At 74.3% G+C, this 22,967-nt stretch carries 17 protein-coding genes; 7 read left to right on the top strand and 10 right to left on the bottom strand.

All coding sequences use genetic code 11. The annotated features are described in order from the left end of the window. The first annotated feature begins 321 nt into the window (after positions 1 to 321). The 7 genes from benA to B7R87_RS02725 all read left to right on the top strand — a co-directional run bounded on the left by benA (position 322) and on the right by B7R87_RS02725 (position 8,690). A complete protein-coding gene (benA, locus tag B7R87_RS02755; protein ID WP_006350614.1) occupies positions 322 to 1,674 on the top strand; it encodes a benzoate 1,2-dioxygenase large subunit in 1,353 nt (450 codons plus the stop codon). After that, positions 1,671 to 2,237: a benzoate 1,2-dioxygenase small subunit gene (gene benB, locus B7R87_RS02750; protein WP_006350615.1), complete on the top strand. Its 567-nt coding sequence runs from the start codon at positions 1,671 to 1,673 to the stop codon at positions 2,235 to 2,237. The genes benA and benB overlap by 4 nt, the downstream gene beginning before the upstream one ends. Before the next feature lie 75 nt (positions 2,238 to 2,312). Beyond that, positions 2,313 to 3,344 (top strand): benzoate 1,2-dioxygenase electron transfer component BenC, encoded by a 1,032-nt coding sequence (gene benC, locus B7R87_RS02745; protein ID WP_006350616.1) that lies wholly within the window; start codon positions 2,313 to 2,315, stop codon positions 3,342 to 3,344. Further along, a complete protein-coding gene (gene benD, locus B7R87_RS02740; RefSeq protein ID WP_006350617.1) occupies positions 3,341 to 4,117 on the top strand; it encodes a benzoate diol dehydrogenase BenD in 777 nt (258 codons plus the stop codon). The genes benC and benD overlap by 4 nt, the downstream gene beginning before the upstream one ends. Positions 4,118 to 4,950: 833 nt before the next feature. Further along, complete coding sequence (locus B7R87_RS02735; protein WP_130585325.1) at positions 4,951 to 7,773, top strand: helix-turn-helix transcriptional regulator; 2,823 nt, start codon at positions 4,951 to 4,953, stop codon at positions 7,771 to 7,773. Positions 7,774 to 7,902: 129 nt separating this feature from the next. Next, positions 7,903 to 8,130 carry a hypothetical protein gene (locus B7R87_RS02730; protein ID WP_130585324.1) on the top strand — a complete coding sequence of 76 codons (228 nt, stop codon included), beginning with the start codon at positions 7,903 to 7,905 and terminating at the stop codon, positions 8,128 to 8,130. A 2-nt stretch (positions 8,131 to 8,132) separates the two neighbouring features. After that, positions 8,133 to 8,690, top strand: coding sequence for a hypothetical protein (locus B7R87_RS02725; RefSeq protein WP_006350620.1), 558 nt, complete (start codon positions 8,133 to 8,135; stop codon positions 8,688 to 8,690). 120 nt (positions 8,691 to 8,810) lie between these two features. Here B7R87_RS02725 and B7R87_RS02720 read toward each other — a convergent pair whose 3' ends face one another. The 10 genes from B7R87_RS02720 to B7R87_RS02675 form a co-directional block, all read right to left on the bottom strand. Further along, positions 8,811 to 9,341, bottom strand: a complete 531-nt coding sequence (locus tag B7R87_RS02720; protein ID WP_006350621.1) for an HAD domain-containing protein — start codon at positions 9,339 to 9,341, stop codon at positions 8,811 to 8,813. Positions 9,342 to 9,390: 49 nt separating this feature from the next. Next, positions 9,391 to 10,119, bottom strand: a complete 729-nt coding sequence (locus B7R87_RS02715) for a 4'-phosphopantetheinyl transferase family protein (RefSeq protein WP_006350622.1) — start codon at positions 10,117 to 10,119, stop codon at positions 9,391 to 9,393. Between the two features lie 60 nt (positions 10,120 to 10,179). Then, positions 10,180 to 11,853, bottom strand: a complete 1,674-nt coding sequence (locus B7R87_RS02710) for an MFS transporter (RefSeq protein ID WP_157997764.1) — start codon at positions 11,851 to 11,853, stop codon at positions 10,180 to 10,182. Further along, positions 11,850 to 12,119, bottom strand: coding sequence for a hypothetical protein (locus B7R87_RS02705; protein WP_130585323.1), 270 nt, complete (start codon positions 12,117 to 12,119; stop codon positions 11,850 to 11,852). Before B7R87_RS02705 ends, B7R87_RS02710 begins: the two co-directional genes overlap by 4 nt. Positions 12,120 to 12,355: 236 nt before the next feature. Continuing rightward, the gene (locus B7R87_RS02700) at positions 12,356 to 13,696 is read right to left on the bottom strand and encodes a glutamate synthase-related protein (protein ID WP_130585322.1); all 1,341 of its coding nucleotides are present in this window, start codon (positions 13,694 to 13,696) and stop codon (positions 12,356 to 12,358) included. Further along, a complete protein-coding gene (locus tag B7R87_RS02695) occupies positions 13,693 to 14,691 on the bottom strand; it encodes an asparagine synthetase A (protein WP_006350624.1) in 999 nt (332 codons plus the stop codon). The genes B7R87_RS02700 and B7R87_RS02695 overlap by 4 nt, the downstream gene beginning before the upstream one ends. 31 nt (positions 14,692 to 14,722) lie before the next feature. Continuing rightward, on the bottom strand, positions 14,723 to 16,108 hold the full coding sequence (locus tag B7R87_RS02690) for a methylaspartate mutase (RefSeq protein WP_006350625.1): 1,386 nt from the start codon (positions 16,106 to 16,108) through the stop codon (positions 14,723 to 14,725). After that, positions 16,105 to 16,554 (bottom strand): cobalamin B12-binding domain-containing protein, encoded by a 450-nt coding sequence (locus tag B7R87_RS02685; protein ID WP_006350626.1) that lies wholly within the window; start codon positions 16,552 to 16,554, stop codon positions 16,105 to 16,107. The genes B7R87_RS02690 and B7R87_RS02685 overlap by 4 nt, the downstream gene beginning before the upstream one ends. A 248-nt stretch (positions 16,555 to 16,802) precedes the next feature. Then, on the bottom strand, positions 16,803 to 17,018 hold the full coding sequence (locus B7R87_RS02680) for an MbtH family protein (protein WP_006350627.1): 216 nt from the start codon (positions 17,016 to 17,018) through the stop codon (positions 16,803 to 16,805). Then, positions 17,015 to 22,696 (bottom strand): non-ribosomal peptide synthetase, encoded by a 5,682-nt coding sequence (locus B7R87_RS02675; RefSeq protein ID WP_157997763.1) that lies wholly within the window; start codon positions 22,694 to 22,696, stop codon positions 17,015 to 17,017. Before B7R87_RS02675 ends, B7R87_RS02680 begins: the two co-directional genes overlap by 4 nt. Between the last annotated feature and the right edge of the window lie 271 nt (positions 22,697 to 22,967).

The raw sequence follows: 22,967 nt of genomic DNA, 5'->3' as shown, positions 1-22,967 counted from the left end.
TTCCGGCGACCGGCTTCCGGCGACCGGCTTCCGGATTTCCGGCTCCCGGATTTCCGGGTCGTCCGGTCGTCCGGCTTCCCGGTCGTCCGGGTCTTCCCGGCTTCGGGGCCCTCGACAGGTCATCAGCGTAGGAAGCCCGTCCGGGGTCCGGCAAATATGTATCCGCAGGCTATTGAGACGCGGGCGATATCAATACCCCCCTGGGTCAACCCTGGGGGAATGCCCGGGGCCCGGAACTTCACCCCGCTGTCATCGTGCTGAAAAGCAACGGCAACGCGGCCGCCGCAGAGGCGGCCCTGCCCAGAGGCGAAAGGGGCGGCCATGACCGAGGACCGCAGCCGAGCGCGCACCCTCCTCGAAGACGCCCTCCAGGAGGACCCGGACACCGGCGTCTACCGGGTGCGGCGGAGCATCTTCACCGACGAGGAAATCTTCGAGCTGGAGATGGCGCATATCTTCGAAGGGAACTGGGTCTATCTCGCGCACGAAAGCCAGATTCCCGGGATCGGCGACTACTTCACCACCTACATCGGCCGCCAGCCGGTGGTGATCTCCCGCGACAAGCAGGGCGAACTGCACTGCCTCATCAACGCGTGCAGTCACCGGGGCGCGATGCTCTGCCGGCGCAAGACCGACAACCGCACCACCTTCACCTGCCCCTTCCACGGCTGGACGTTCAGCAACAACGGCAGGCTGCTGAAGGTCAAGGACCCCCGGGGCGCCGGCTATCCCGAGCAGTTCAACACCGACGGCTCGCACGACCTGACCCGGGTCGCCCGCTTCGAGAGCTACCGCGGCTTCCTCTTCGGCAGCCTCAACCCGGACGTCAAACCCCTGCGGGAGCACCTCGGGGACGCGGCCGTCGTCATCGACATGGTCGTCGACCAGTCACCCGAAGGACTGGAGGTGCTCCGCGGCTCGTCGACGTACCACTTCGACGGCAACTGGAAGCTCCAGGCCGAGAACGGCGCCGACGGCTACCACGTCTCCGCCACCCACTGGAACTACGCGGCCACCCAGGCCCGCCGTACCTCCGGGGAGTCCAGGAACGAGACGAAGACCATGGACGCCGGCGGCTGGTCGAAGCAGAAGGGCGGCTTCTACTCCTTCGACCACGGCCATCTGCTGCTCTGGACCAAGTGGCTCGACCCCGCCAACCGGCCGCTGTACGAGCGGCGCGACGAACTCGCCCAGTCCTTCGGCCCGGAGAAGGCCGAGTGGATGATCGGCGTCTCCCGCAATCTCTGCCTCTACCCCAACGTGTATCTGATGGACCAGTTCAGCTCGCAGATCCGGCACTTCCGGCCGATCTCCGTGGACCGGACCGAGGTCACCATCTACTGCATCGCCCCCAAGGGCGAACCCGCGGAGGACCGGGCCCGGCGCATCCGCCAGTACGAGGACTTCTTCAACGCGACGGGCATGGCCACGCCGGACGATCTCGAAGAGTTCCGCTCCTGCCAGAAGACGTATCTCGCCGGGTCGGCGCCCTGGAACGACCTCAGCCGCGGTGCGCTGCACCAGATCGAAGGGCCGGACGAGGACGCCCGGAAGATCGGCATCAATCCGCTCGCCAGCGGGGTGCGGGTCGAGGACGAGGGGCTCTACCCCGTACAGCACGGCTACTGGCGCTCCACCCTGAGCCGGGCCCTGGACGCGGAGGCGGCGAAGTGACGACAACGGCGGACACGAACAGCACCGCCGCACCGGGGGCGGTGGCGGGGAGTCCGGAGATCACCGTCGAGACGGTGCTCACCCTGGAGCGGATCCGGCAGTTCCTCTACCGCGAGGCCCGGTACCTCGACGACCGCGAGTTCGAGCGGTGGCTGGAGTGCTACCACCCCGAGGCCGAGTTCTGGATGCCCGCCTGGGCCGACGACGACACGCTGACCACCGATCCGCAGCGGGAGATCTCCCTGGTCTACTACCCGAACCGGGCCGGGCTCGAAGACCGCGTCTTCCGCATCCGCACCGACCGCTCCAGCGCCACGAGCCTGCCCGAACCCCGCACCGGCCACAACATCACCGACGTCGAGATCACCGCCCGCGACGGCGCCACGGCCGAGGTCCGGTTCAACTGGTTCACCCTCTACTACCGCTACCAGACCACCGACACCTACTTCGGCACCACCTTCCTCACGCTCGACCTCTCCGGCGCCGAGCCGCTGATCCTGCGGAAGAAGGTCGTCCTGAAGAACGACTACGTGCACCACGTCGTCGACGTCTACCACGTCTGAACCGGCCCCCGCGCCGAGTCCACCACGTCTGAACCGGCCCCGCCCCGCCCGGAACCGTCGGAAATGAGCCCCAACATGTCCTTCCAGGTCGCCCTGAACTTCGAGGACGGCATCACCCGCTTCGTGGAGTGCCGGCCCGGTGAAACGGTCGCCGAAGCCTCGTACAAGGCCCGGATCAACATCCCGCTGGACTGCCGCGACGGCGCCTGCGGCACCTGCAAGTCCCGCTGCGACGCCGGGACGTACGACGGCGGCGACTACATCGACGAGGCGCTGACCGAGGACGAGGCCGCCCTCGGCTACTGCCTGCCCTGCCGGATGGTGCCGGAGAGCGACCTCGTCCTGCGGGTCCCGTCGACGTCCGCCGCCGCGAAGACCGGGCCCGCCGCCCACACCGCGACCGTCGCCGCCGTCGAACACCTCTCGGCCACCACCACCGAGATCGTGCTCGACGTCGACGACCGGCAGGCCCTGGACTTCCTGCCCGGCCAGTACGTGAACATCGCCGTCCCCGGCACCGGCGAGACCCGCTCGTACTCCTTCAGCTCGGCACCCTCCCGCCGGCAGGTGTCCTTCCTGGTACGGATCGTGCCCGGCGGCGCGATGTCCGGCTATCTCACCGGACGCGCCCGCCCCGGCGACCGGCTGGAGTTCACCGGCCCCCTCGGCGGTTTCTACCTCCGCAGGCTCGACCGCCCCGCCCTGCTCCTGGCGGGCGGCACCGGACTCGCCCCCCTGCTGTCGATGCTCGACCACCTCGCCCAGGGCCCCGTCGCACAGCCGGTGAGGCTGCTCTACGGCGTCACCACCGACGTGGACCTCGTCCATCTCGACACCCTGGAGCACTACGCCGACACCATCCCCTCCTTCACCTTCGACCACTGCGTCGCCGACCCCGCGAGCACGGCCCGCACCAAGGGCTATGTCACCGGTCTGATGGACACCGGCACCCTCCACGGCGGTGACACCGACGTCTACCTCTGCGGACCGCCCGCCATGGTGGAGGCCGTACGCGGGCACATCGCGGCCCTGGGCACGACCCCGGCGGGCTTCCACTACGAGAAGTTCACGCCCGCCGCCGTACGCGACAAGGCGGCCGCGGCATGACAGTTCACCCCGGACGCTTCGCGGGCCGGAAGGCCGTCGTCACCGGTGCCGCACAGGGCATCGGCCTGGAGGTCGCCCGCAGGCTCGCCGCCGAATCCGCCGACGTCGTCCTCGTCGACAGGGCCGCGACCGTCCGGGAGGCGGCCGCCGGATGCGGGGCCGCGGCCGTCCTCGCCGATCTGGAGACCTACGAGGGGGCCGAGACGGCGATCGCCGGGGCGCTGGAGAAGCTGGACGGCCGGATCGACGTCCTCGTCAACAACGTCGGCGGCACCATCCTGGCCAAGCCCTATGAGCACTACGCGCCCGACGAGATCGAAGCCGAGATCCGGCGCTCCCTCTTCACCACGCTCTGGACCACCCGGGCCGTGCTGCCCCATCTGATCGCCCGGCGCTCCGGCACGGTCGTCAACGTCTCCTCCATCGCCACCCGCGGCATCCACCGCATCCCGTACTCGGCGGCGAAGGGCGGCGTCAACGCGCTCACCGCGTCCCTGGCGATGGAGGCCGCGCCGTACGGGATCAGGATCGTCGCCGCCGCGGCGGGCGGCACCGACGCACCGCCCCGCCGGGTGGCCCGCGGCCCGGCGCCCCGCGACGAACGGGAACGGGAGTGGTACCGGCGGATCGTCGACCAGACGGTGGACTCCACCCTGCTGAAGCGGTACGGCACGGTGGCGGAGCAGGCGGCGGCCATCTGCTTCCTCGCCTCCGACGAGGCGTCCTACATCACCGGCACGGTCCTCCCGGTCGGCGGCGGCGACCAGGGCTGACGGTCCGCTGCCGCGGCGGCGAAGGGGGCAACGGGGCCCGGCGCCGTGCGGGTCCGGTCCGCCCCCGCCCGGGCCGGGCCCGCGCCGCCGCCCCGCCCCGCGCCGGGGCCGGCCGCGTCGGCGGGGGTCCGTTCCGGGACAGTGCGGGTCCGGTCCGCCCCGCCCCGCGCCGGGGCCGGCCGCTTCGGCCGGGGTCCGTTCCGGGACAGTGCGGTGCGGGCGCGGCCCGTGCCCCGTACCGGCGGTCGGAGCGGCGGTGGCGGACCCGGGTCGTCGCCGCGCTCGCGCCGCAGCCGGGCCGCAGGGCGCCGTCCCCGGCCGGGCGGGGACGGCGCGCTCGTCCCGTACCGCCCCCGCGCGGGGCCGTCCCGTACCCCCGCCCCGTCCGGGGCCCGTCGACGCACAGAGCGGCGCCTGCCCCCTGCCGCCCGAGGCGCCGACCGGGCGCCATGCCCGTCGCCGTCCCGGGCAGGCCGGGCCATGGCACCGGGGCCGGTAGGCCGGGTACGCGAGAGCGTGGCCCTCCTAGGCCGTGTCCGGAGAGTAGCGCCGTCCGCCCGAAGGGCGGGGCCTGCGGCCTACCCAGCCCTGCGGCTGGTGGGGCACCCCCGTGCCCGAAGAGCACAGGGGGAGAGTGTGCGTGCCGGGCGGCGCGGGCCAGGCGGGACCCTCCGGACACGGCCCCGTCCCCGGACTCCGTCGGACCCCGCACGCCGGACCGGGCCGGGCAGCCCGGCGGCGCGGGACCGCCCCCTCCCGGGCCCGCCCCCGCCTGCGGCTTTTCCCCGCTCCCGCCGGGAGGCCCCCGGCAGGGCCGGTGCTAGCGTCCGCTCATGAACGACCCTTCCGAGGCGTACGGGAGCCCGATCGGGCGGGCAGCCGAGCTCGCCGCACTGGCCCGCGCGATCCGGGCCGCCCGCGCCGGGGGCCCGACCGCGGTCCTCGTCGAGGGCCCGGCCGGGATCGGCAAGACCACCCTCGTCGAGCACGCCCTGCGCACCCGCCACACGGCCGCCGACCAGGAACCGCCCGGCGCCGTACTGCGCGTCCGCGGCGTCTCCTGGGAGACGGAACTGCCCTTCGGAGTCGTCCAGCAGCTCCTGCGCACCCCCGGCAACGGCCTGGCGCCCGCACCGGAAGCACCCCGCGACGTCCTCGGCGCCGCACACCTCCTCCACCGGCAGTGGACCGGCCGGGCGGAACGGGAACCCCTCACCGTGGTCGTCGACGACGCCCACTGGGCCGACCCCGAGAGCCTCCGCGCCATCGGCTCGGCGCTGCGCCGCACCACCACCGAACGGCTCCTCGTCGTCCTCGTCGCCCGGGACGACCCCCGCGAGCTGTACGGCGGGTACGAACCGTACGAGAGCCCCGAGCCGCCCGCAGGACCGCCCCCGGCCGTCCTCACCGCCCTGGAACTCCTCGACCACTTCCGCGAACACACCGTCCGCCCCGGCCCGCTCACCCCGCAGGAACTGCGCGCCCTGGCCCGCGAGAGGGCCGGGATCGCGCTCGACCTGCCCACCGCCCGCCGCCTCGGCCGCCACACCCGCGGCAACCCCCGCCACGCAGGCCGCCTCCTGCGCGAACTGCCCCCCGATAGCTGGCAGGACCCCCGCGGCGAACTCCCCGCCCCCGCGCGCTACACCGCCGCCGTCCGCCGCCGCCTCGCCCACTGCGCCCCGGCCACCCGCGCCCTCGTGGAGGCCTGCGCCGTCCTCGGCGACGACGCCCCCCTCGCCGAAGCCGCCGCCCTCGCCGGACCCGGCGACCCGCTGCCCGCCGTCGACGAAGCCCGCGCCGCGGGACTGCTGACCGCCGCCGTCGACCCCGGGCGCGCCCTGCTCACCTTCGCCCACCCCCTGATCCGCGCCGCCGTCCGCACCGGCCTCGGACTCACCCGCCGGGCCGAACTCCACGCCCGCGCCGCCCGCCTCACCGACGACCCGGGCCGCGGACTGCTCCACCGCACCGCCGCCACCACCACGACCGACGCCGCCCTCGCCGAGGAACTCGACCGGCACGCCACCGGACGCGCGTCCGCGGGCGCCTGGTCCGAGGTCGCCGACACCCTCGTGCACGCCGCCCGGCTGAGCCCCGGCCGCGCCGAACGCGAAGACCGGCTGCTGCGCGCCGTCGACGCCATGATCGGCGCCGGGGACGTACCGCGCGCCACCGCCTTCGCCGCCGAACTGGAGAGCTTCCCCGCCGACACCCGGCGCGGCGCCGTCCTCGGCTACCTCGCCATCATGCGCGGACGCCCGGCCGAAGCGGACGCCTTCCTCACCCAGGCCTGGCGGCGCTGCGACCCCGAGCGCCACCGCGATCTGATGGCCCGGATCTGCCAGCGCCGGGTGCTGCACGCCCTCGGCCGCTGGGACGGCCCCGAACTGGTGACCTGGGCCCGTCGCGCGATCGAACTCGCCGACCCCGACGATCCGTCCGCCGTCGAATCGCAGGCCGTACTCGGCCTCGGACTCGCCGCCGCCGGACGTCCCGACGAGGCGCTCGCCGCCTACGACGCGGCCGCCGCCGCACTGCCGCCCGGCGGCGCCCAGCCCCAGCGCTTCCACCTCGGCCGGGGCTGGGTGGACCTCGCCCTCGACGCACCCGAGGACGCCCGCCGCCGGCTGGAGGCGGCCGTACCCACCGGCTACCGCATGGGCTCCACCCGAATATCCCTGTGGGCCCAGGGCTGGCTGGCCCGTACCCAGTTCGCCCTCGGCGCCTGGCCGGAGGCGCTGGAGACCGCCCAGCGGGCCGCCGTCCGGCTCGCGGACTCCGGTATCGAACCGGTCCGCCCGCTGGTCCACTGGACCGCCGCCCAGATCCACGCCCTGCGCGGCGACCGGGAGGCCGCCGACCGGCATGCGGCCGAAGCCGCCGCCGACGGCCACCACTATGAAGTCATGCTGGTCCCCGCCTGTCTGGCCCGCGCCCATGCGGCGGAGGCCCGCGGCGACTACGAACGCGTCGTCGAGGCACTGACACCGGTGGTCCGCCTCCCCGCCCGGGACAGCGTCGACGAACCCGGCTTCTGGCCCTGGGCCGACGTCTACGCCAACGCCCTCGTCCTCACCGGCCGCCTGGACGATGCCGACGCCTTCCTCGCCCCCCACGAACAGCGGGCCGCCCGGCGCGGCCGCCGCTCGGCCCTGGCCCGGCTCGGGCTCGCCCGCGGTCGGCTGACCGCCGCCCGGGGCGATATCGACGGCGCCCGTGAGGAGTTCGACCGCTCCCTCGCGCACCTCAACCGGCTCCCGCTGCCGTACGACCGCGCCCGGATCGGCTTCGCCTACGGCCAGACCCTGCGCCGGGCCGGGAAGCGCCGCGAGGCCGACACCGTACTGAAGAACGCCCGGGACGCCTACGCCGCCCTCGGCGCCCGCGCCTATGTGGAGCGCTGCGAGCGGGAACTCCAGGCGGGCGGCGTCCACACCGCCCGTCTCACCCCGGGCATGGCCCGGCTCACCCCGCAGGAACGGGCCGTGGCCGGGCTCGTCGCCGCCGGGGCCACCAACCAGCAGACGGCGCTGGAGCTGTTCATCTCGGTCAAGACCGTCCAGTACCACCTCACGAACGTCTACGCCAAGTTCGGCATCCGGTCCCGCAGCGAACTGGCGGCCCGGTTCAGGGAACCGTCCACGGAGGCGTGAGCGCTGCGCGCCGGGCCGTGGCCAACTGCCGCCGGGACTGCCGCTCGAACGCCCGGCGCGGCCCTACCGTCGTGCCGGGCGGACAGCTCCGGAACGGCCGTGGCTGCGCCCTACGTTCCGGGAGTGCCCATGAAGAAGAACCGATTGGCAGCAGGCGGCGCGGCGGTGGTGTTCGCCGCGGGGATGGCCATCGGAGCCACCGCCCCGGCGACCGCCGCCCCCGCCGGTGAACGGATTGCCTCCGCCGAGCAGTTCCACTTCCACCTGGCGAAGGCCGTCGAGCTGGAGAGCGCCCAGTCCGGCGAGATCACCTGCTGCCCGGCCGGCCAGTACGCCCCCGAAGTGACCGGGGCCTGACCATGGACACCGTGGGAGCGGCGCGGACCGCAGCCGAGCAGTCCGGCCCGGCGGCGGGCCCCGTGGAGACCCCGGTCACCTGGTGTCCGAGCGGACGCCCCGACCGGCCCGAATCGCAGGTGCTGGGCGTCCGCTCCGGCGAGGACGGCAAGGTCGTCTACCTGGAGCGGCCGATGCCGGCCGCCGAGGTGCTCGGAGCCGTACCGGAGGGCATCGAACCGACCCGGGTGCTGAGGTTCGCCTCGCACTGCGTGTCCGCATGCGTCCACCGGCGGGGCAACGACTGCACGCTGGTGGAGCGGGTCGGGGTGCTCCCGGCGGCCGGTGAGGCCCGGTCGGTCCCACGGTGTCATCTCCGCAGCCGGTGCCAGTGGTGGCAGCAGACCGGGGTGTCCGCCTGCCACCGCTGCCCGGCCGTGGCCACGGCGGTCCTCCAGGAGGACACCCTCACCACGCTGGTCGCGGATCCGGCGACCACGCTCGAACAGCTCGACGAGTGGATCGCGCAGTCCCCGGACGGACCGTCGCCGGGCGGCGCGGGCTCGGGCGGCGCGGGCTGAACACCGCGGCCTGAGCCGCCGGGCGGCGGGCTCGGGCCCCGTCGGCGACCGGATGTCCGAGAACGGCCGGTGTGCCCGGGGAACTCTCCCCGGGCACACCGGCCGTTTGCGTACGGCTGATCACTCCCCGTCTCCGAACGGCTGCCGCAGCCACGAGCCGAGAGCCTCGAAATCGCCGTCGGAGAGGCCCACCCGGGCATCCACCCGGTGGAGCAGGGCCGGTCCCGGATGGCGGGCGGCGACCCAGGCCCGGTCCCGGCCGGTCATTTCGTCGTCGACCCGGGCGAACGGCCTCCCCGCCGCCCGTTCGACGAGCATACGGGTCTTCCAGTGCAGTCCATCGCGCTCGTCCCGCTCCTCGGCCTCGGAGGGCTCCGGCCGGACCACCAAGGGCAGTTGGGGGAGACCGAGCAGCGGAGCGATGCACTCGTTGGCGTCCTCCATCCACGTCGTCGCCCAAACCAGCTCGCACGGAAGCGCGGCCAGGGCCGCGCCGTGCCGGGGATCGACCCTGCTCAGAAGCGGATTCGCGGAGCCCCCACCCGGATCGGGACGCGTCGCGGCCGGCGGATACCGCGCCCCTTCCCCGAAGGGGATCAGGGGCCCGTCGACATCGAGGAACAGCAGCGGGAGCCGCCGGGAACCGGTCACAGCAGCACAGAACTGCGACCGGCACCGGCCGGAACCGGTCGCTCCGGGGTCAGCGGTCGTCCGGTGGATCCGCCAGGGCGAGGGCGGCGTGGTGGCCCTCCGGGGCGAGGACGTCGTCCAGGGTCCACCCCGGCGGCGAGGCGGGCACCGGACCGGCGCCCACATAGTCCATGGACGGGTCGGCGGCCAGCCCCACGCCCGTCCCCTTGAGATAGGCCTCCTTGCGGGTCCACACCCGGGTGAACGCCGCGGGGCGTTCCCCGGCGGGCAGCGCGGCCAGCTCCACGGCCTCCCGCGGATGCAGTACGTCGACGCTCTCGGCGACCGCCGCGGCGTCGGGCACCGGCTCCACGTCCACCCCCACGGGCGTCACCGCGAAGGCGAGCAGACTCAGCCCGTCGCAGTGCGACAGGGAGAAGTGCAGGGTCCCGCCGGGTACGACGGGCCTGCCGTGCGGTTCGTCGCAGTGCGCGCACGGAGCACGCTCCACGACCACGTCACGGGCGCGGATGCCCAGATAGGCGCCCAGCAGCCGGCGCAGCGCCACATGGGCGCAGACATAGCCGTCCCGGTCGGCCGCGCGCACGAACTCCGCGGCGCGGGCCAGCTCTAGGGCGTCGAGGGTGCCGGGGGCCTGCCCGGCGGCGTACGCCCGGTACTCGGTGGTGTCCACCAGCCACAGCCCCGGCCCGGTCGCGGCGGGTGCGGCCGGGGTGCCGGGTCCGGCGGCGGAGAGCCGGCGGGGGACCAGCAGCCTTCCGGTGGTCAGCGCTGCCATGGGGTGCCTCCTGTTCGCATGGGGCCTCCCGCCCCGCGGGGCGCGGAGCGGGAGGGACGGTCAGGTACGGAGCGGAACGGGCTCGCCGGACGCGTGCGACGGGCTCGCCCCGGGGCCGCTCCCGTCCGCCGGATCGCCGGTTCCGCACGGGTCCCCGGGCAGGGCGGTGACGGTGAGGTGTCCGGGCGCGGGCCCCGGCTCGGCCCCGGCGGAGCCGCTCGCCGAGGGCCGTTGGCCGGCGGATCCCGTACCGCTTCCGGCGCCGGGCGCTGCCGCGGCCGTACCCGCCGGGGTCCTTACCGGAGGAGCCCCGGCGCCGTTTCCGTCCGCGGCGGTCGCGCCGGGGGCGACGAGGGGTTCCGTGCGCAGAGCAGGGACGGCGGCGCCCGTGGGCGTAGCGCGTCGGTCGGGAGCGGAGGCCGTGGTGAAGGTCTTCGTGGAGGTCTTCGTGGAAGGTGAAGGCTCGGGGGTCCCGGCGCCGTGCCCGTCCGCCGGTGCCGCATCCGGCTCCGCCGGGGTACGGGCCCGCAGGGCGAGGATCGCGGCGACCGGGGACACGGCCGCGACCGCCCCGCACAGCAGCCAGGTCCGCTCCACCCCGAGCACCAGCGACAACGAGCTGAACAGGGCGATCGACAGCGGCGCGGCACCGATGCCGGCGAGGGCGAGGGTCGACATCGCCGCCCCCATCCGGCCCTCCGGTGCCGCCTCCTGATACAGCGTCACAATCGCCGGGCCGTTGAAACCCGACATCAGGCCGACACCCGCGGCCACCGCAGTCAGCGACCCGGGCGAGCCCATCAGCGCCATCAACGTGATGCCGGCCGCGAGGCCCGCACCGGTCACCACCAGCCGGAAGAACACCGGAATGCGGTGCGCGAAGGCCGCCCCCAGCGCGCTGGAGGCCAGCGCGCCGAGGCTGAACGCCGCGAGCACCATGGCCACCGCCCCGACGCCCCACCCCCGTTCATGGACGAGCAGCGGCAGGGCCACCTCGACCGGCCAGCTGAACGCCATGTCCAGACCGAGGGATGCGACGAACATCCAGCGCAGCCGGGGGTACCGGGCCAACAGCCGGAAGCCGTCGCCGGAGCGCCGCAGCAGCGACCGGCCGCCCGCCTGCCGGGCGGGCCGGGTGAAGCCCCGGGTGATGAACAGCAGACAGCCCAGCCAGACCAGTCCGGTCGCGGCGGCCACCAGCATGGCCACCCACAGGTCGCCGATGGTGATCAGCCAGGCCCCGGCGGGCGCGCCGAGCACCGGGGCGACCCGGAGCACCGTCGCATACGCCGAATTGGCGCGGGCCAGCTGGTCGCCGCGGGCGAACCGGGGCAGCAGTGTCCCGGACGCCGGTCCCGCCATTCCCAGCAGGACGCCTTCCAGCAGGGCGATCGCCACCAGCGGCCACAACTGCTGGGTGGTGGCGGTGACCACCGCGCCGAACGCGAGCAGCGCCGCCCGCGCGGTGGTCGTCCGCAGCAGCACGAACCGGGGCCCCAGCGCATCGGCCAGCGCCCCGCCGAAGACGAGCATCAGGGCCCGCGGCACGGTCGCGGCCAGCATCAGCAGGGTGACCGCCCCGGCGCCGCCGAGCTGTACGGCCGTCCAGTTCATCGCGATCAGCAGGGCGAAGCTGCCGAGCTGCACCGCGGCCTGGCCGCCGACGAGCGCGCCGACCCGGCCCCAGGGCACTGCGGCGGACTCCGCGGGCGGGTCCGTCTCGGTCACGGTCATGGGGCGGTCCTCCGGTTCGTGGCTGAGGGGGGAAAGGCGGCGGTGACGGCCCGGACGGCGGCCCGCTCGGCGGCCCCGGCGGGCGCCGCGGGACCGGCGGGCGCGCCGAGCACCCGCAGCTCCAGAAGGCCGCCGACATGGGCCCGTCCGGTGCGGGCGAGCCGCCGCGCGGCGGCCCGTCCGGCGGCCCGGGCCGTGGCGGCCGGGGTCTTCGGCACCACGGTCAGCACGGGCAGCGAGGCATCGGGCAGGAACCGGGCCCGCACGGTCCGGCGCTGCCCGGCCGATCGGGGCCGCGTCCCGCGGCTGCCGGAAGCCGAACCGTCCCTCCGCGCGGGCCCGCGGGTGCGGCCGGGCGGAGGTCGCCGTACCGTGATGTCCTCCGCGGATCTCCGCCCAGGACCGGCCGGTCCGCCGCCCCGGGCGGAGCCGTCCACCGGCGACGGAGTCCGTGACGGTCCCGTGCCCCCGGACCCGGCGCCCGGATCGTGCCCCGGCGGGATCACGGCCGCCCACCCCCCGCCGCCCCGGCGGGCACGGGCCGGCCCGCCCCCGGCGGTGGCGGCCACAGGTCCGCCCGGGTCAGGTCCCCGGGCCGGTACTGGCCCAAGGCGTGGAGGAGCAGCCTCAACTCCAGGGCGAGGGCCTCCACCAGCCGTTCCAGACCGTGCTCCCGGTCCTCGTCCACGGCCAGCAGCGCGGCCCGGCCCAGACCGACGGCCGTGGCGCCGAGCGCCAGGGCCCGGACCGCCCGGCCGCCTTCCCACATCCGGCCGGAGGCCAGCAGGCTCGCCCCCTCGGGGCGGTCGACCAGGCCGAGGCAGTCGGCCAGCGGCAGCCCCACGCCGTCCAGGAAGACCCGGGGCGCCCAGCCCGTACCGCCCTCGGCGCCGTCGACGGTGACCGCGTCCGCCCCGGCGGCCCAGGCCGTCGCCGCCGCCGTGCCGATATCGCGGCCCGGGTGGAACTTCACCCAGACCCGGGCGAGCGGGAAGTTGTTCCGCATGAAGCGGAGCTGCTGGCGGAGGATCTCCTCGGTGAACGTTCCGGGGGTGGCACAGCGCAGCCGGGAACCGTCCGGGCCCAGCTCCGCGCCGAGCGTGAACAGCCCCGCAGCGGAGAGCCGTTCGGCTTCCGCCGCGCCGACCACGGTCATCCCGCCGAGACCGGGTTTGGCGCCCTGACCGGTCTTGAGCTCGAAGCCGAGGCGGCCCGAGTCCCTCAGCTCCCGTACCGCCGGGTCGCTGTAGAGGAGGTTCCACACCTCCGAGTCGGCGTCCTCGGTGGACTGCTGCACCACCACGCCGCCGGGGCCGTCGCCCACCGCTTCCGCATAGGCTTCGATCCGGGCGAGGAGCACCGAGCGGTAGCCGTGGACGGGCACGGTGTTCTCCCCGACGACCATGGGGATCCCGAGCCGTCCCGCCTGGCGGGCCGCCGCCACCGCGAGATCGCCGCTGCCCGCGCGGGTCGACCCGAATGCCGAGAGGTACACCGGCAGCGCGGCGTCGAAACCGCCGATCCCGGAGTGCAGTTCGACGTCGTCGTGGCCGGGCTCCCGGCCCAGTGCGATGAGCTTCTCCAGCCGCCGCGGCATGAACACCGGCGGCGCGGGACGCAGGGCGTCCAGCGCATCCGGCGGCCCGCCGCCCCAGGGCGCGACCGCCGCCGGGGTCCCGCCGGATTCCGGGGCCGGAGCACCCGGTCCGCCCGCGGCCCCGGCGCCGAACAGGCCCGTCCCGTACTCCCCGGACGGCGGGAAGACCTCCGCGGCGCCGTGCCGGGCCCGGGCCCGTACCGCCTCCTCGGGAAAGCCGGCCGCCGTCACCGTGCCCGTACTCACGGCGTGATCACCCCCGGCAGCTTCGGATAGGCGCTGACCTGCCACAGGGCGTCCAGCCCGGTCAGGAAGCGGACCAGCCGCTGGAGTCCCATCCCGAAGCCCGCGCTGGGGGAGAGGCCGCGGCGCGCCACGTCCAGGTACCAGGCGTACTTCGCCGGGTTCTCGCCGCTCTCCCGCATCCGGGTGACGATCGTCGCGTAGTCGGCCTCGCGCTCGCTGCCGCTGACCAGTTCGCCGTAGCCGCCGTGCGCGATGAGGTCGAAGTTCCGCAGCACACCGGGGCGTTCGGGGTCCTCCCGGTCGTAGAAGCCGCGGGAGCCCTTCGGATAGTCGTCGACGAAGAACGGCTGTCCGGCGTCCAGCGACAGGATCCGCTCCGCCTCCCAGTCGATCTCGGCGTCCGGGCTCTGCACATGGCCGAGGGCCGCCAGCCGGGACACCGCCTCCTCGTGGGTGCAGCGGTCGAACTTCCCGGCCCGCAGTTCGGCGAAGTCGGCCTCGTCGCGGCCGAGTTCCCGCAGAATGTCGGGAACGGTCGTCCAGACGTGCTCCACCACCCGGGTCAGCAGACCGGCGGCGACCGCCTGCGCGTCCTCGCGGCTCGCGCCCGCGATCTCCACGTCGATCTGGTGGAACTCCACCAGATGGCGGCCCGTTCCGGCGGTCTCCGGCGGCTCCACCCGGATGTTCGGGGCGATGTAGAACAGCCGCGGGAAGCCCTGCAGCGACGCCTGCTTGTAGAGGATCGCGCTGGTCATCAGCTTGTACGTCTGCCCGTAGTAGTCGACGTCGAGGGCCTTGGCGCCCCGGCCGCCGGGGTCGGTGACCGGGCCGATCAGCGGGGGCAGCAGTTCGGTGAAGCCCTCGCCGCGCAGGAACTCCCGCGCCGCGTACAGCGCCTCCTGCTGGACGAGCATCGCGGACCGCAGCCGCGGCGACGCCAGATGGTCACCGAGGAGCGGAAGGACGGGGACGGATACGCGGGCGGGTTCCATGACGGTCGACTCCAGACGATCGGGTGGGGGTTCAGGAAGGCGAGGGGGCGGCGGAGAGGATCCGGCCGCCCGGTGCCGGGGTGTCGTAACGGGTCGCGACGGAGTACAGCGCGGCCAGCAGCCCGTCGGAGGTCAGCGGGGTAGGGGCGCCGTCCGGCGCCGTGTCGGGCGGTATCGGCATACCGCCGGTCTCCGCCCAGCGCAGCCGCCCGGCGGAGTCCAGGAAACTGCGGCTGCGGCCCGCGTTGTCGGGGTGCAGGCAGAACGGCACATCCAGCACGCCCCGGGCGAAGGCGGTCCGCAGCGCCCGCCCGAGGTCGTCGCCGAGGTCGAGGACGGCCTCCACGAAGGCCCGTGCCTCGTGGTAGACGGCGTTGTCGCCGCCCCCGTCCTCGGCGGGGTCCGGGACGATCGGCGCCCGGGGCCGGGCGCGTGCGGCGAGGTCCGCGGCGACGGCCGCGGTCTCCAGCGCCCGCAGGTTCTCCCGTACCGTCGGAATCCGGTGCGCCTCCGCGGCCGTCTTCACGATCAGCCGCTGGGCACCCGCCTCCACCGCGAGCCGTGCGGACGCCTCCAGCAGCAGGGTCGCGCCGCGTTCGGTCCGCGGATACACCCCCATATAGGTGTAGAGGACCACGTGCCGGTCGGTGTCCGGCGGCAGGAACTCCGCGGCCAGCCGGTGCAGCGCCCGGACGGCTTCGGCGTCCTGCGCGGGGTCCGTCTGCTGGGCGAAGCTGAGGGACACGCTGCGGATGCCGTGCCGGGTGAAGAACAGGGCCTCCAGCAGACTGAGCGCCACCAGCAGACCGGGCGGGCAGAGCTGGCCGAGCATGCAGCCGCCGAAGCTCTCCAGATGCGGCAGCGCCGGGGCGGGCACCAGTTCGGCGAGGAGTTCACAGGCCCGTGCCCAGTTCTCCACCGATTCCGCGAGCGGGGTGCGCCCGTAGGGCAGGCAGTACGAGACGGGGCCGCCCTCCGTCGCGTGCAGACCGGCCGCGGCCAGCGCCCGGACGATGGCCGCGGGCCGGGACGAACCGTGCCGCACCTGCACCGGGAATGCCGGACCCGCGATTCCGTCGAGTACGGCCCGGGTCCGCTCGGCGGAGTGGGCGGTGATGGGATAGCCGTTGAGCCGGGCGCCTTCGGCGACGGCGGTACGGGCCGCGGCGTGATCGCCGACCCGGGTGTAGCTGTCGATGGTGAGCGTGCCGACGGTGACCGCGGCGGCGGACCGGGTCGCGGCCAGCCCCGTCCGCATCCGGGCGGGGTCGGAGAACCCCATCCGGGGCTGGACCACGAGCCGGCCGGCCCGGGCGGCCCGGGCGACGAACCCGCCGAACGAATCCGGGCCCCGAGGGTCCGTGCCGCCGTCCCGGAGGTCGTCCGGGGCGATGAGGACCGTGCCGCCGGGTCTCATGCCACGGCCCGGGGAACCACGATCCGGGGAAGCGCCGGTACGGGCGGCCGGACGGCCGAGGCCAGATCCGCCGCGAACACCCGCAGCGCCTCGACGTCCCCGTCGTCGAAGACCGCGTCGCAGCCCGCCTCCAGCAGCAGGGCCCGCTGGGCCGGATCGGTCCGTCCCGCGACACCGAGCTTGCCGCCGACGACGACCGGCAGGCCCAGCCCGGCGGAGCGCAGGGACCGGACGGCGGAGAGCCCGTCGCGGTAGCCGTGACCGTTGACGCTGCTGATGACGACCAGCTCGGGCGCCGACTCCGTGCACGCCGCCACCAGCAGTTCGTCGGGGACACAGGGCCCCAGGCACCTCACCCGGTGGCCGCGCTCCTCCAGGAAGAGCCGGAGGTAGACCAGATTCCAGGTGTGGGAATCCGATGCGGTACCGGTCAGCAGTATCGTCAAACTCCGTCGTCGCATGCCGAAAATATAGGGACGATACGGTTCGGGAAGGGGAAGTTGCAGGCGGCAGAATCGGCGCAGAAAGTGGAAACAGAAAGAGGGCGCCGAATCGGGTCGGCGAGGTCGCGGAGAGAGCGGAGAGGTCGCCCGGAATATCGGGTTGCCTTCCCCGGGTCATACGGAAGGGCCGCGGTCCGGAGTGTGTCCGGACCGCGGCCGGCGGTCTTCGGGAAAGGGAGGGCGGAGCCCGGTCAGGCGTACTGGGCGAGCAGGCTCTTCGGCCGGATGTCGGTCCAGTTGGCCTCCACGTACTCCAGCGCACCGGCCCTCGGGCCCGGCCCCCAAACCCCCTCCCAGCCTGCGGGGATGTCCGCGAAGACCGGCCACAGGGCGTGCTGCCCCTCGTCGTTGACCACCACGTGGAAGATGCCGTCGGGGTCGTCGAAAGGGTTGGTGGAGTTCGTCATGACAGGCTCCTCAAAGCGTCGGAAAGGATAAGGCCGATTTTTTCCAGGGGTTCGGGCTCGCCCATCCTGGTGTGGATGACCCCGATGGTGTGCTGTTCGACGGTGCCGTCGACATAGGGAATCCAGGATTGTGAAAGAGTGCTCTCAGGGGCGCCCTCTCCCCGGGCCGCGAAGAACAGCATCTGTGTCTTCACCGGACGGGGCGCATAGAGTTTCACGATTTCCGCATGGTCGATGGAGGCGCCGATCACCGAACGGATCTCGTCGTCGGAGAAACCGCCCAGCACCGGATCGGTCTCCCGGACCAGCCCGATCAGCCCCGCCACGTCGAAGGGCGCGTCCTCGGGCTCGTCGGTCGCGTCGCCGACCAGCATCTCCCGCTTCTCCGCCGGGGTCATCCGGTGCCGTTCGGGCTCGGTCGGCTGCAGATGGACGTCCATCATCGCCAGCAGCTCGGTCCGTTCGCCCTGCTCCGCCAGCATCACCGCCAGCGCATGGGCCAGGGTGCCGCCGAACGACCAGCCGAGGAAGCGGTACGGGCCCTGCGGCTGGATCCGCCGGATGTGCTCCAGATACTCGCGGGCCATCTCCTCGACCGATTCCGGACTGTGCCCCAGCTCCGACAGCGCCCTGGCCTGGATCGCGTACAGCGGCTGGTCCGGGCCCAGATGCCGGGCCAGCCCCACGTACGTCCAGCCGACGCCGGTGCCGGGGTGCAGTGCGAACAGCGGCCGCCGGGTGCCGCCGGGCTGGAGCGGCAGCAGGACGCCCATCGGGTCGAAGCCCGACGGTTCGTCCGCGAGCAGCCCCGCGACCGTCGGCGTGCGGAACAGGTCCCGGACGCCCAGCTCCAGCCCGAGCGCCGTCCGCGTCCGGCTCACCAGCCGGACTCCCAGCAGCGAATGCCCGCCCAGGGCGAAGAAACTGTCGTCGATGCCGACACCCGTCACCCCGAGGATCTCCTCGAACAGCCCGCACAGCACCTCCTCGCGCGGAGTCCGCGGCGCCCGCCCCGACGGGGCGGCGGCCGGAGCGGGCGCGGGCAGCGCCCCGCGGTCCGGTTTGCCGTTCACGGTCAGCGGGATGTCGTCCAGCAGCATCAGCGCCGACGGCACCATGTGCTCCGGGAGTTCGGCGGCCGCCCAGCGCAGCAGCCCCTGCTCCGTCGGGGTCCGCCCGGCGCGCGGCACCGCGTAGGCCACCAGCCGCTTACCGCCGGGACCGTCGTCGACGACGGCCACCGCGGCCCGTCCCACATCCGGATGCCGGGCCAGGGTCTCTTCGATCTCACCGGGCTCGATGCGGAAGCCCCGGAGTTTGACCTGGCCGTCCGCCCGCCCCAGGAACCGCAGTTCACCACCGGCCGTCCAGTGCACCAGATCGCCCGTGCGGTACATCCGGCCGCCGTCGGCGGCGAACGGATCGGCGACGAACCGCTCCGCGGTCAGCCCCGGCCGGCCCAGATAGCCGCGGGCCACCTGACTGCCCGCGAGATACATCTCCCCGGCGACGCCCACCGGAACCGGCCGCAGCGCCCCGTCCAGGACGTACACCCGGGTGTTGTCCAGCGCGGCGCCGAGGAACACACCCGGCAGCACCCGGCAGTCCGTGTCCAGCCGCTGGTGGTGCGAGGCGAACGTGGTCTCCGTCGGGCCGTAGCTGTGCACCAGGACCGTGTCCGGGCAGTGGTCCAGCACCCGCTGGAGGGCGGCCGGGGAGGCCACGTCCCCGCCGGTCCACACCTCGTCCAGGAGCTTCAGCGTGTCCAGCCCCTCGTCGGCCATGATGTGGAACAGGCCCATGGTGAAGTAGGCGGCGGTCACCCCGTGGGAGCGGATCGCATGGTCCAGCTCCGCGAGGTCCGTACCGGAACCGGGCGCGAACACCAGCTCCCCGCCGTTCAGCAGCGGCACCCACAGCTCGTACACGGAGGCGTCGAACCCGATCGCCGAATGCACCAGCATCCGCCGGTGGTTGCGGTGGTCGAAGCAGCGGTCGGTGACCAGCTCCACCACATTGCGGTGGGTGACCCCGACACCCTTCGGGCGGCCCGTGGAGCCCGAGGTGAACATCACGTACATCAGGGCGTCCTCGCCCACCGCCACCCGCGGCCCGGTGCTCCGGCCGCCGGGCACGGGGGTGTCCGCCGACAGCACCCGCACCCCGGCCGCCAGCTGCCGGGCCACCGGCTCCGCCGAGGCGTACGCCTCCTCGGTGACGAGGACCCGAGCACCCGTATCCTCCATGATCATCGCGATCCGGGTGTCCGGCAGCCGCGGGTCCAGCGGTACGTACGCCGCCCCGCACTTCAGCGCCGCCAGCGCCGCCACCAGCAGCAGCGGAGTACGGTCCAGGAGCAGCCCCACCGCGCCGTGCGGCGCCGTCCCCGCGCCGATCAGCCGGTGCGCCAACGCATTCGCCCGCCGGTTCAGCTCGGCGAAGGTCAGCGTCTCGTCCCCGTAGCGGACCGCGACCGCGAGCGGCGTACGGCGGGCCTGCTCCTCGAACCGCTCGTGCACCAGCCCCGGCAGCACCCGCGGCACCTCGGTGGCGTTGTACTCCACCAGCAGCCGCCCGGCCTCCTCCCCGGAGAGCAGCGGTACGTCACCGATCCGGATGTCCGGAGCACCGGCCACCACCCGCAGCAGCCGCGCCACATGCGCCGCCAACTGGGCCGCGGTGTCCGTGTCGTAGAGGTCCAGCGCGTATTCGAGTACGCCCTCCAGACCGGCCGGGGCACCCGAGGCGTCCCGGGTTTCGCGCAGCGCCAGCGTGAGGTCGAACTTGGTGAAGCCGGAGGCGGCGGGCACCGGAGTGCCGGACAGCGGCGAACCCGGCACGGGCGCCCGCTCCGCCGGATGGACCTGCACCATCACCTGCACCAGCGGGTGGTGGGCCGTGGACCGTACCGGATTGAGCTCCTCCACCACCAGGTCGAAGGGGAGCTGCTGATGTGCGAAGGCCGCGAGATCGGTCTCCCTGACCCGCTCCAGCAGCTCCGTGAAGGACGGGTTGCCCGAGGTGTCGGTCCGCAGCACGAGCGTGTTGACGAAGAAGCCCACCAACTGCTCCAGGGCCTGGTCGTCCCGGCCCGCGACCACCGTCCCCAGCGGCAGGTCGGTGCCCGCGCCGTGCCGGGTCAGCACCGCGGCCAACGCCGCCTGCACCACCATCAGCAGGGTCGCGCCGTGCGCCAGGGCCAGCCGGTCGAGAGCGGTGTGGACGGCCGCGTCCAGAGGAGGGACGACGGCGGCCGCGCCCCGGTGCGTGGCCTCCGCGGGACGGGTCCGCGCCGGGGTGAGTTCCAGTACGGGCGGTGCCCCCGCCAGCCGGTCGCGCCAGTAGGCCCGCTGCGCCGCCGCTCCGGGCCCGGACAGCAGCTGCCGTTCCCACAGGGTGTAGTCGGCGTACTGCACGGGCAGCGGATCCCAGCGGGGGGCCGCCCCGCCCAGCCGGGCCGTGCAGGCGGCGGCGAGATCGGCCAGCAGCGGCCCCGCGGACCAGCCGTCGGCCGCGATGTGGTGCACCAGCAGTACGAGGATCTGCCCGCCGCCGTCGGGGCCGGTCTCGACGAGACAGGCCCGGAACGGGATCTCGGCCGCCAGGTCGAAGACATGACCGGCCGCCGCGTCGACGGCGGACGCCTCCTCCTCCGGCCGGGCCCGCACGACCTGGAGCACCGGCCGGACCCGCTCCCGTACCTCTTGGTAAGGCTGCCCGTCGTCGGCCCGGTAGACGGTGCGCAGCACCTCGTGCCGTTCCGCGACGTCTGCGAGAGCGTCGGTGAGGACCGCCGGGTCCAGCGGTCGGTCGAGCCGCACCACGAAGGGAAGGTTGTACGAGCGGGTCGCCCCCTCCAGCCGGCCGGTGAACCAGAGTCTGCGCTGGGCGTACGACAGCGGAAGCCGCCCGGGCCGCTCGGCCCGCGGTACGGCGGCCGGCCCGGACCGGCCGCCCCCCGGCCGGGCCCCGGTGCCCCCGGCGGCGAGCCGGGCGGCGAGGCGGGCCGGGGTGGGCGCCAGGAACAGGTCCCGCAGCCGCAGCTCCACCCCCAGGAGCGACCGGATCCGGTTCACCAGCCGGACGCCCGCCATGGAATGCCCGCCGACGGCGAAGAAGTTGTCGTCCGGGCCCACCGAAGCGCGGCGGGTGATCTCGACGAAGAGGCGGCGGAGCACGGCCACCGTCTCCGGATCGGCCGCGGTTTTCGGATCGGCCGCCGTCTCCGGATCGGTGTCCGGGACCGTGCCGGTCCGCGCGGGCCTGGCGGCCAGCAGGGCCCGCTCCGCCTCCGGCAGCAGCTCCTCCGGCCGCACCGGGGAGTCCCCGCCCTCGGCGAACCGGCCGAGGGCGCGTACGTACACATCGAGAAGCAGTCGCGCCGTCGACTCGTCGAAGAGGTCCTCGGCATAGGTCCACCACAGCTCCAGACCGCCGTGCCCCGGGCGGGCGACACAGGTCACCGCGAGATCGAACTTCGCCGCGTCGAGACCGGTCTCCTCGAACCGGCCGCGCAGCACGGAACCGATCCGTACCTCGTCCGCCGCCGGATCCGCCGCCTCCTGCACCGCCAGGGTCACCTGGAACAGCGGGTTCGCGCCCGGCGCCCGGCGCGGATTGAGCAGCTCCACCAGCCGGTCGAACGGCAGCTCCTGATGGGCGTACGCCCCCAGCGCGGCGTCCCGGGCCCTGGCCACCAGCTCCTCCGGACCCGCGGGGCCCGCGACATCGGCCCGCAGGACCAGGGAGTTCACGAAGAAGCCGACCAGCTCGTCCAGGGCCTCGTCGGAGCGGCCCGCGACCGGTGTGCCGACGGCCGTATCGGGACCGGCGCCGCAGACGTCGAGCGCCGTGCCGAGCGCGGCCCGCGCCACCATCAGCAGACTGGCACCGGCCCCGGTGGCCAGCGCCGAGAGCCCGGCGTGCGCCGCGGGGTCCAGTACGGCGGTGAGGGTACGGGCCCGGCCGCTCGGCGCGACGGGCCGCGGCCGGTCGGCGGGCAGGTCGAGCAGCGGCGGCAGTCCGGTGAGCGCCTCCCGCCAGTAGGCGGCGAGCGCCGTATCGTCCGCGAGCAGCTCCCGCTGCCACAGCGTGTAGTCCGCGTACTGCACCGGCAGCGGCTCCCACCGCGGCCCGGCACCGGCGGTCCTGGCGTCGTAGGCGGTGCCGAGATCCCGCAGCAGCGGGCCCACCGACCAGCCGTCGGTCGCGATGTGATGGGTCAGCAGCACCAGTACGGCGGACCCGCCGCCCGGCAGGAACAGCGCCGCCCGCAGCGGCAGCCCGGTCTCCGGATCGAAGGTCCCCGCGGTGAACCGGGCCACCTCGGCGGCCACCTCGCCGGGCGTGCAGGACCGTACGGCGAGTTCGGGGCGCGCCCCGTCCAGGATCCGCTGGTACGGCTCGCCGTGCTCGTCCGCCGGATACACCGTCCGCAGCACCTCGTGCCGCTCCAGCACATCGGCCAGCGCCGCCTCCAGCGCTCCGCGCTCGGGCACCGAGTCCAGCCGGACCACCAGCGGCAGGTTGTACGTCGGGGACGGCCCCTCAAGCCGGTTAAGGAACCAGAGCCTCCGCTGGGCGTACGACAGTGGCACCCGCTCCGGATCCGTGGCGTCCGGTGCGGCGTCGGTTCCGGCGTCGGTTGTGGTGGAGGCGGTGGGAGCGGTCGAGGGCATCGCGTGGCCTCCGGAAGAAGGGGAGCGGGGTGGACGGGCCGGATCGAAGGGCCCGCGCAGCAAACGTACGAGCCGGCGGGGGCCGGGCCGGGCAGTTGCCGGGGCAGCTCCGGCGCCGCGCTCTGCCGGGGCAAGCTGCCGGTGGCTGTTGGTGGGCGACCATGCATGTGCCATGAGCTGTTGTCGGTCGACTGACCACCGTCATGGGTTGCTCGCGCAGTTCCGCCCCCTACGCCTGGCGGCGTGGGGGGACCCCCAGCGCCCCTGGGCA

This window comes from Streptomyces tsukubensis, from assembly GCF_003932715.1.
GTDB classification, from domain to species: Bacteria; Actinomycetota; Actinomycetes; order Streptomycetales; family Streptomycetaceae; genus Streptomyces; species Streptomyces tsukubensis.
This window is presented reverse-complemented; position numbering and strand designations above follow the sequence as displayed.

Coding starts and splice junctions, on each gene's coding strand:
- benD (WP_006350617.1), top strand. CDS start 3,341: ATGACAGTTCACCCCGGACGCTTCGCGGGCCGGAAGGCCGTCGTCACC.
- B7R87_RS02690 (WP_006350625.1), bottom strand. CDS start 16,108: ATGAGACCCGGCGGCACGGTCCTCATCGCCCCGGACGACCTCCGGGAC.
- B7R87_RS02710 (WP_157997764.1), bottom strand. CDS start 11,853: ATGACCGTGACCGAGACGGACCCGCCCGCGGAGTCCGCCGCAGTGCCC.
- B7R87_RS02730 (WP_130585324.1), top strand. CDS start 7,903: ATGAAGAAGAACCGATTGGCAGCAGGCGGCGCGGCGGTGGTGTTCGCC.
- B7R87_RS02725 (WP_006350620.1), top strand. CDS start 8,133: ATGGACACCGTGGGAGCGGCGCGGACCGCAGCCGAGCAGTCCGGCCCG.
- benA (WP_006350614.1), top strand. CDS start 322: ATGACCGAGGACCGCAGCCGAGCGCGCACCCTCCTCGAAGACGCCCTC.
- benC (WP_006350616.1), top strand. CDS start 2,313: ATGTCCTTCCAGGTCGCCCTGAACTTCGAGGACGGCATCACCCGCTTC.
- B7R87_RS02675 (WP_157997763.1), bottom strand. CDS start 22,696: ATGCCCTCGACCGCTCCCACCGCCTCCACCACAACCGACGCCGGAACC.
- B7R87_RS02680 (WP_006350627.1), bottom strand. CDS start 17,018: ATGACGAACTCCACCAACCCTTTCGACGACCCCGACGGCATCTTCCAC.
- B7R87_RS02695 (WP_006350624.1), bottom strand. CDS start 14,691: ATGGAACCCGCCCGCGTATCCGTCCCCGTCCTTCCGCTCCTCGGTGAC.
- B7R87_RS02715 (WP_006350622.1), bottom strand. CDS start 10,119: ATGGCAGCGCTGACCACCGGAAGGCTGCTGGTCCCCCGCCGGCTCTCC.
- B7R87_RS02735 (WP_130585325.1), top strand. CDS start 4,951: ATGAACGACCCTTCCGAGGCGTACGGGAGCCCGATCGGGCGGGCAGCC.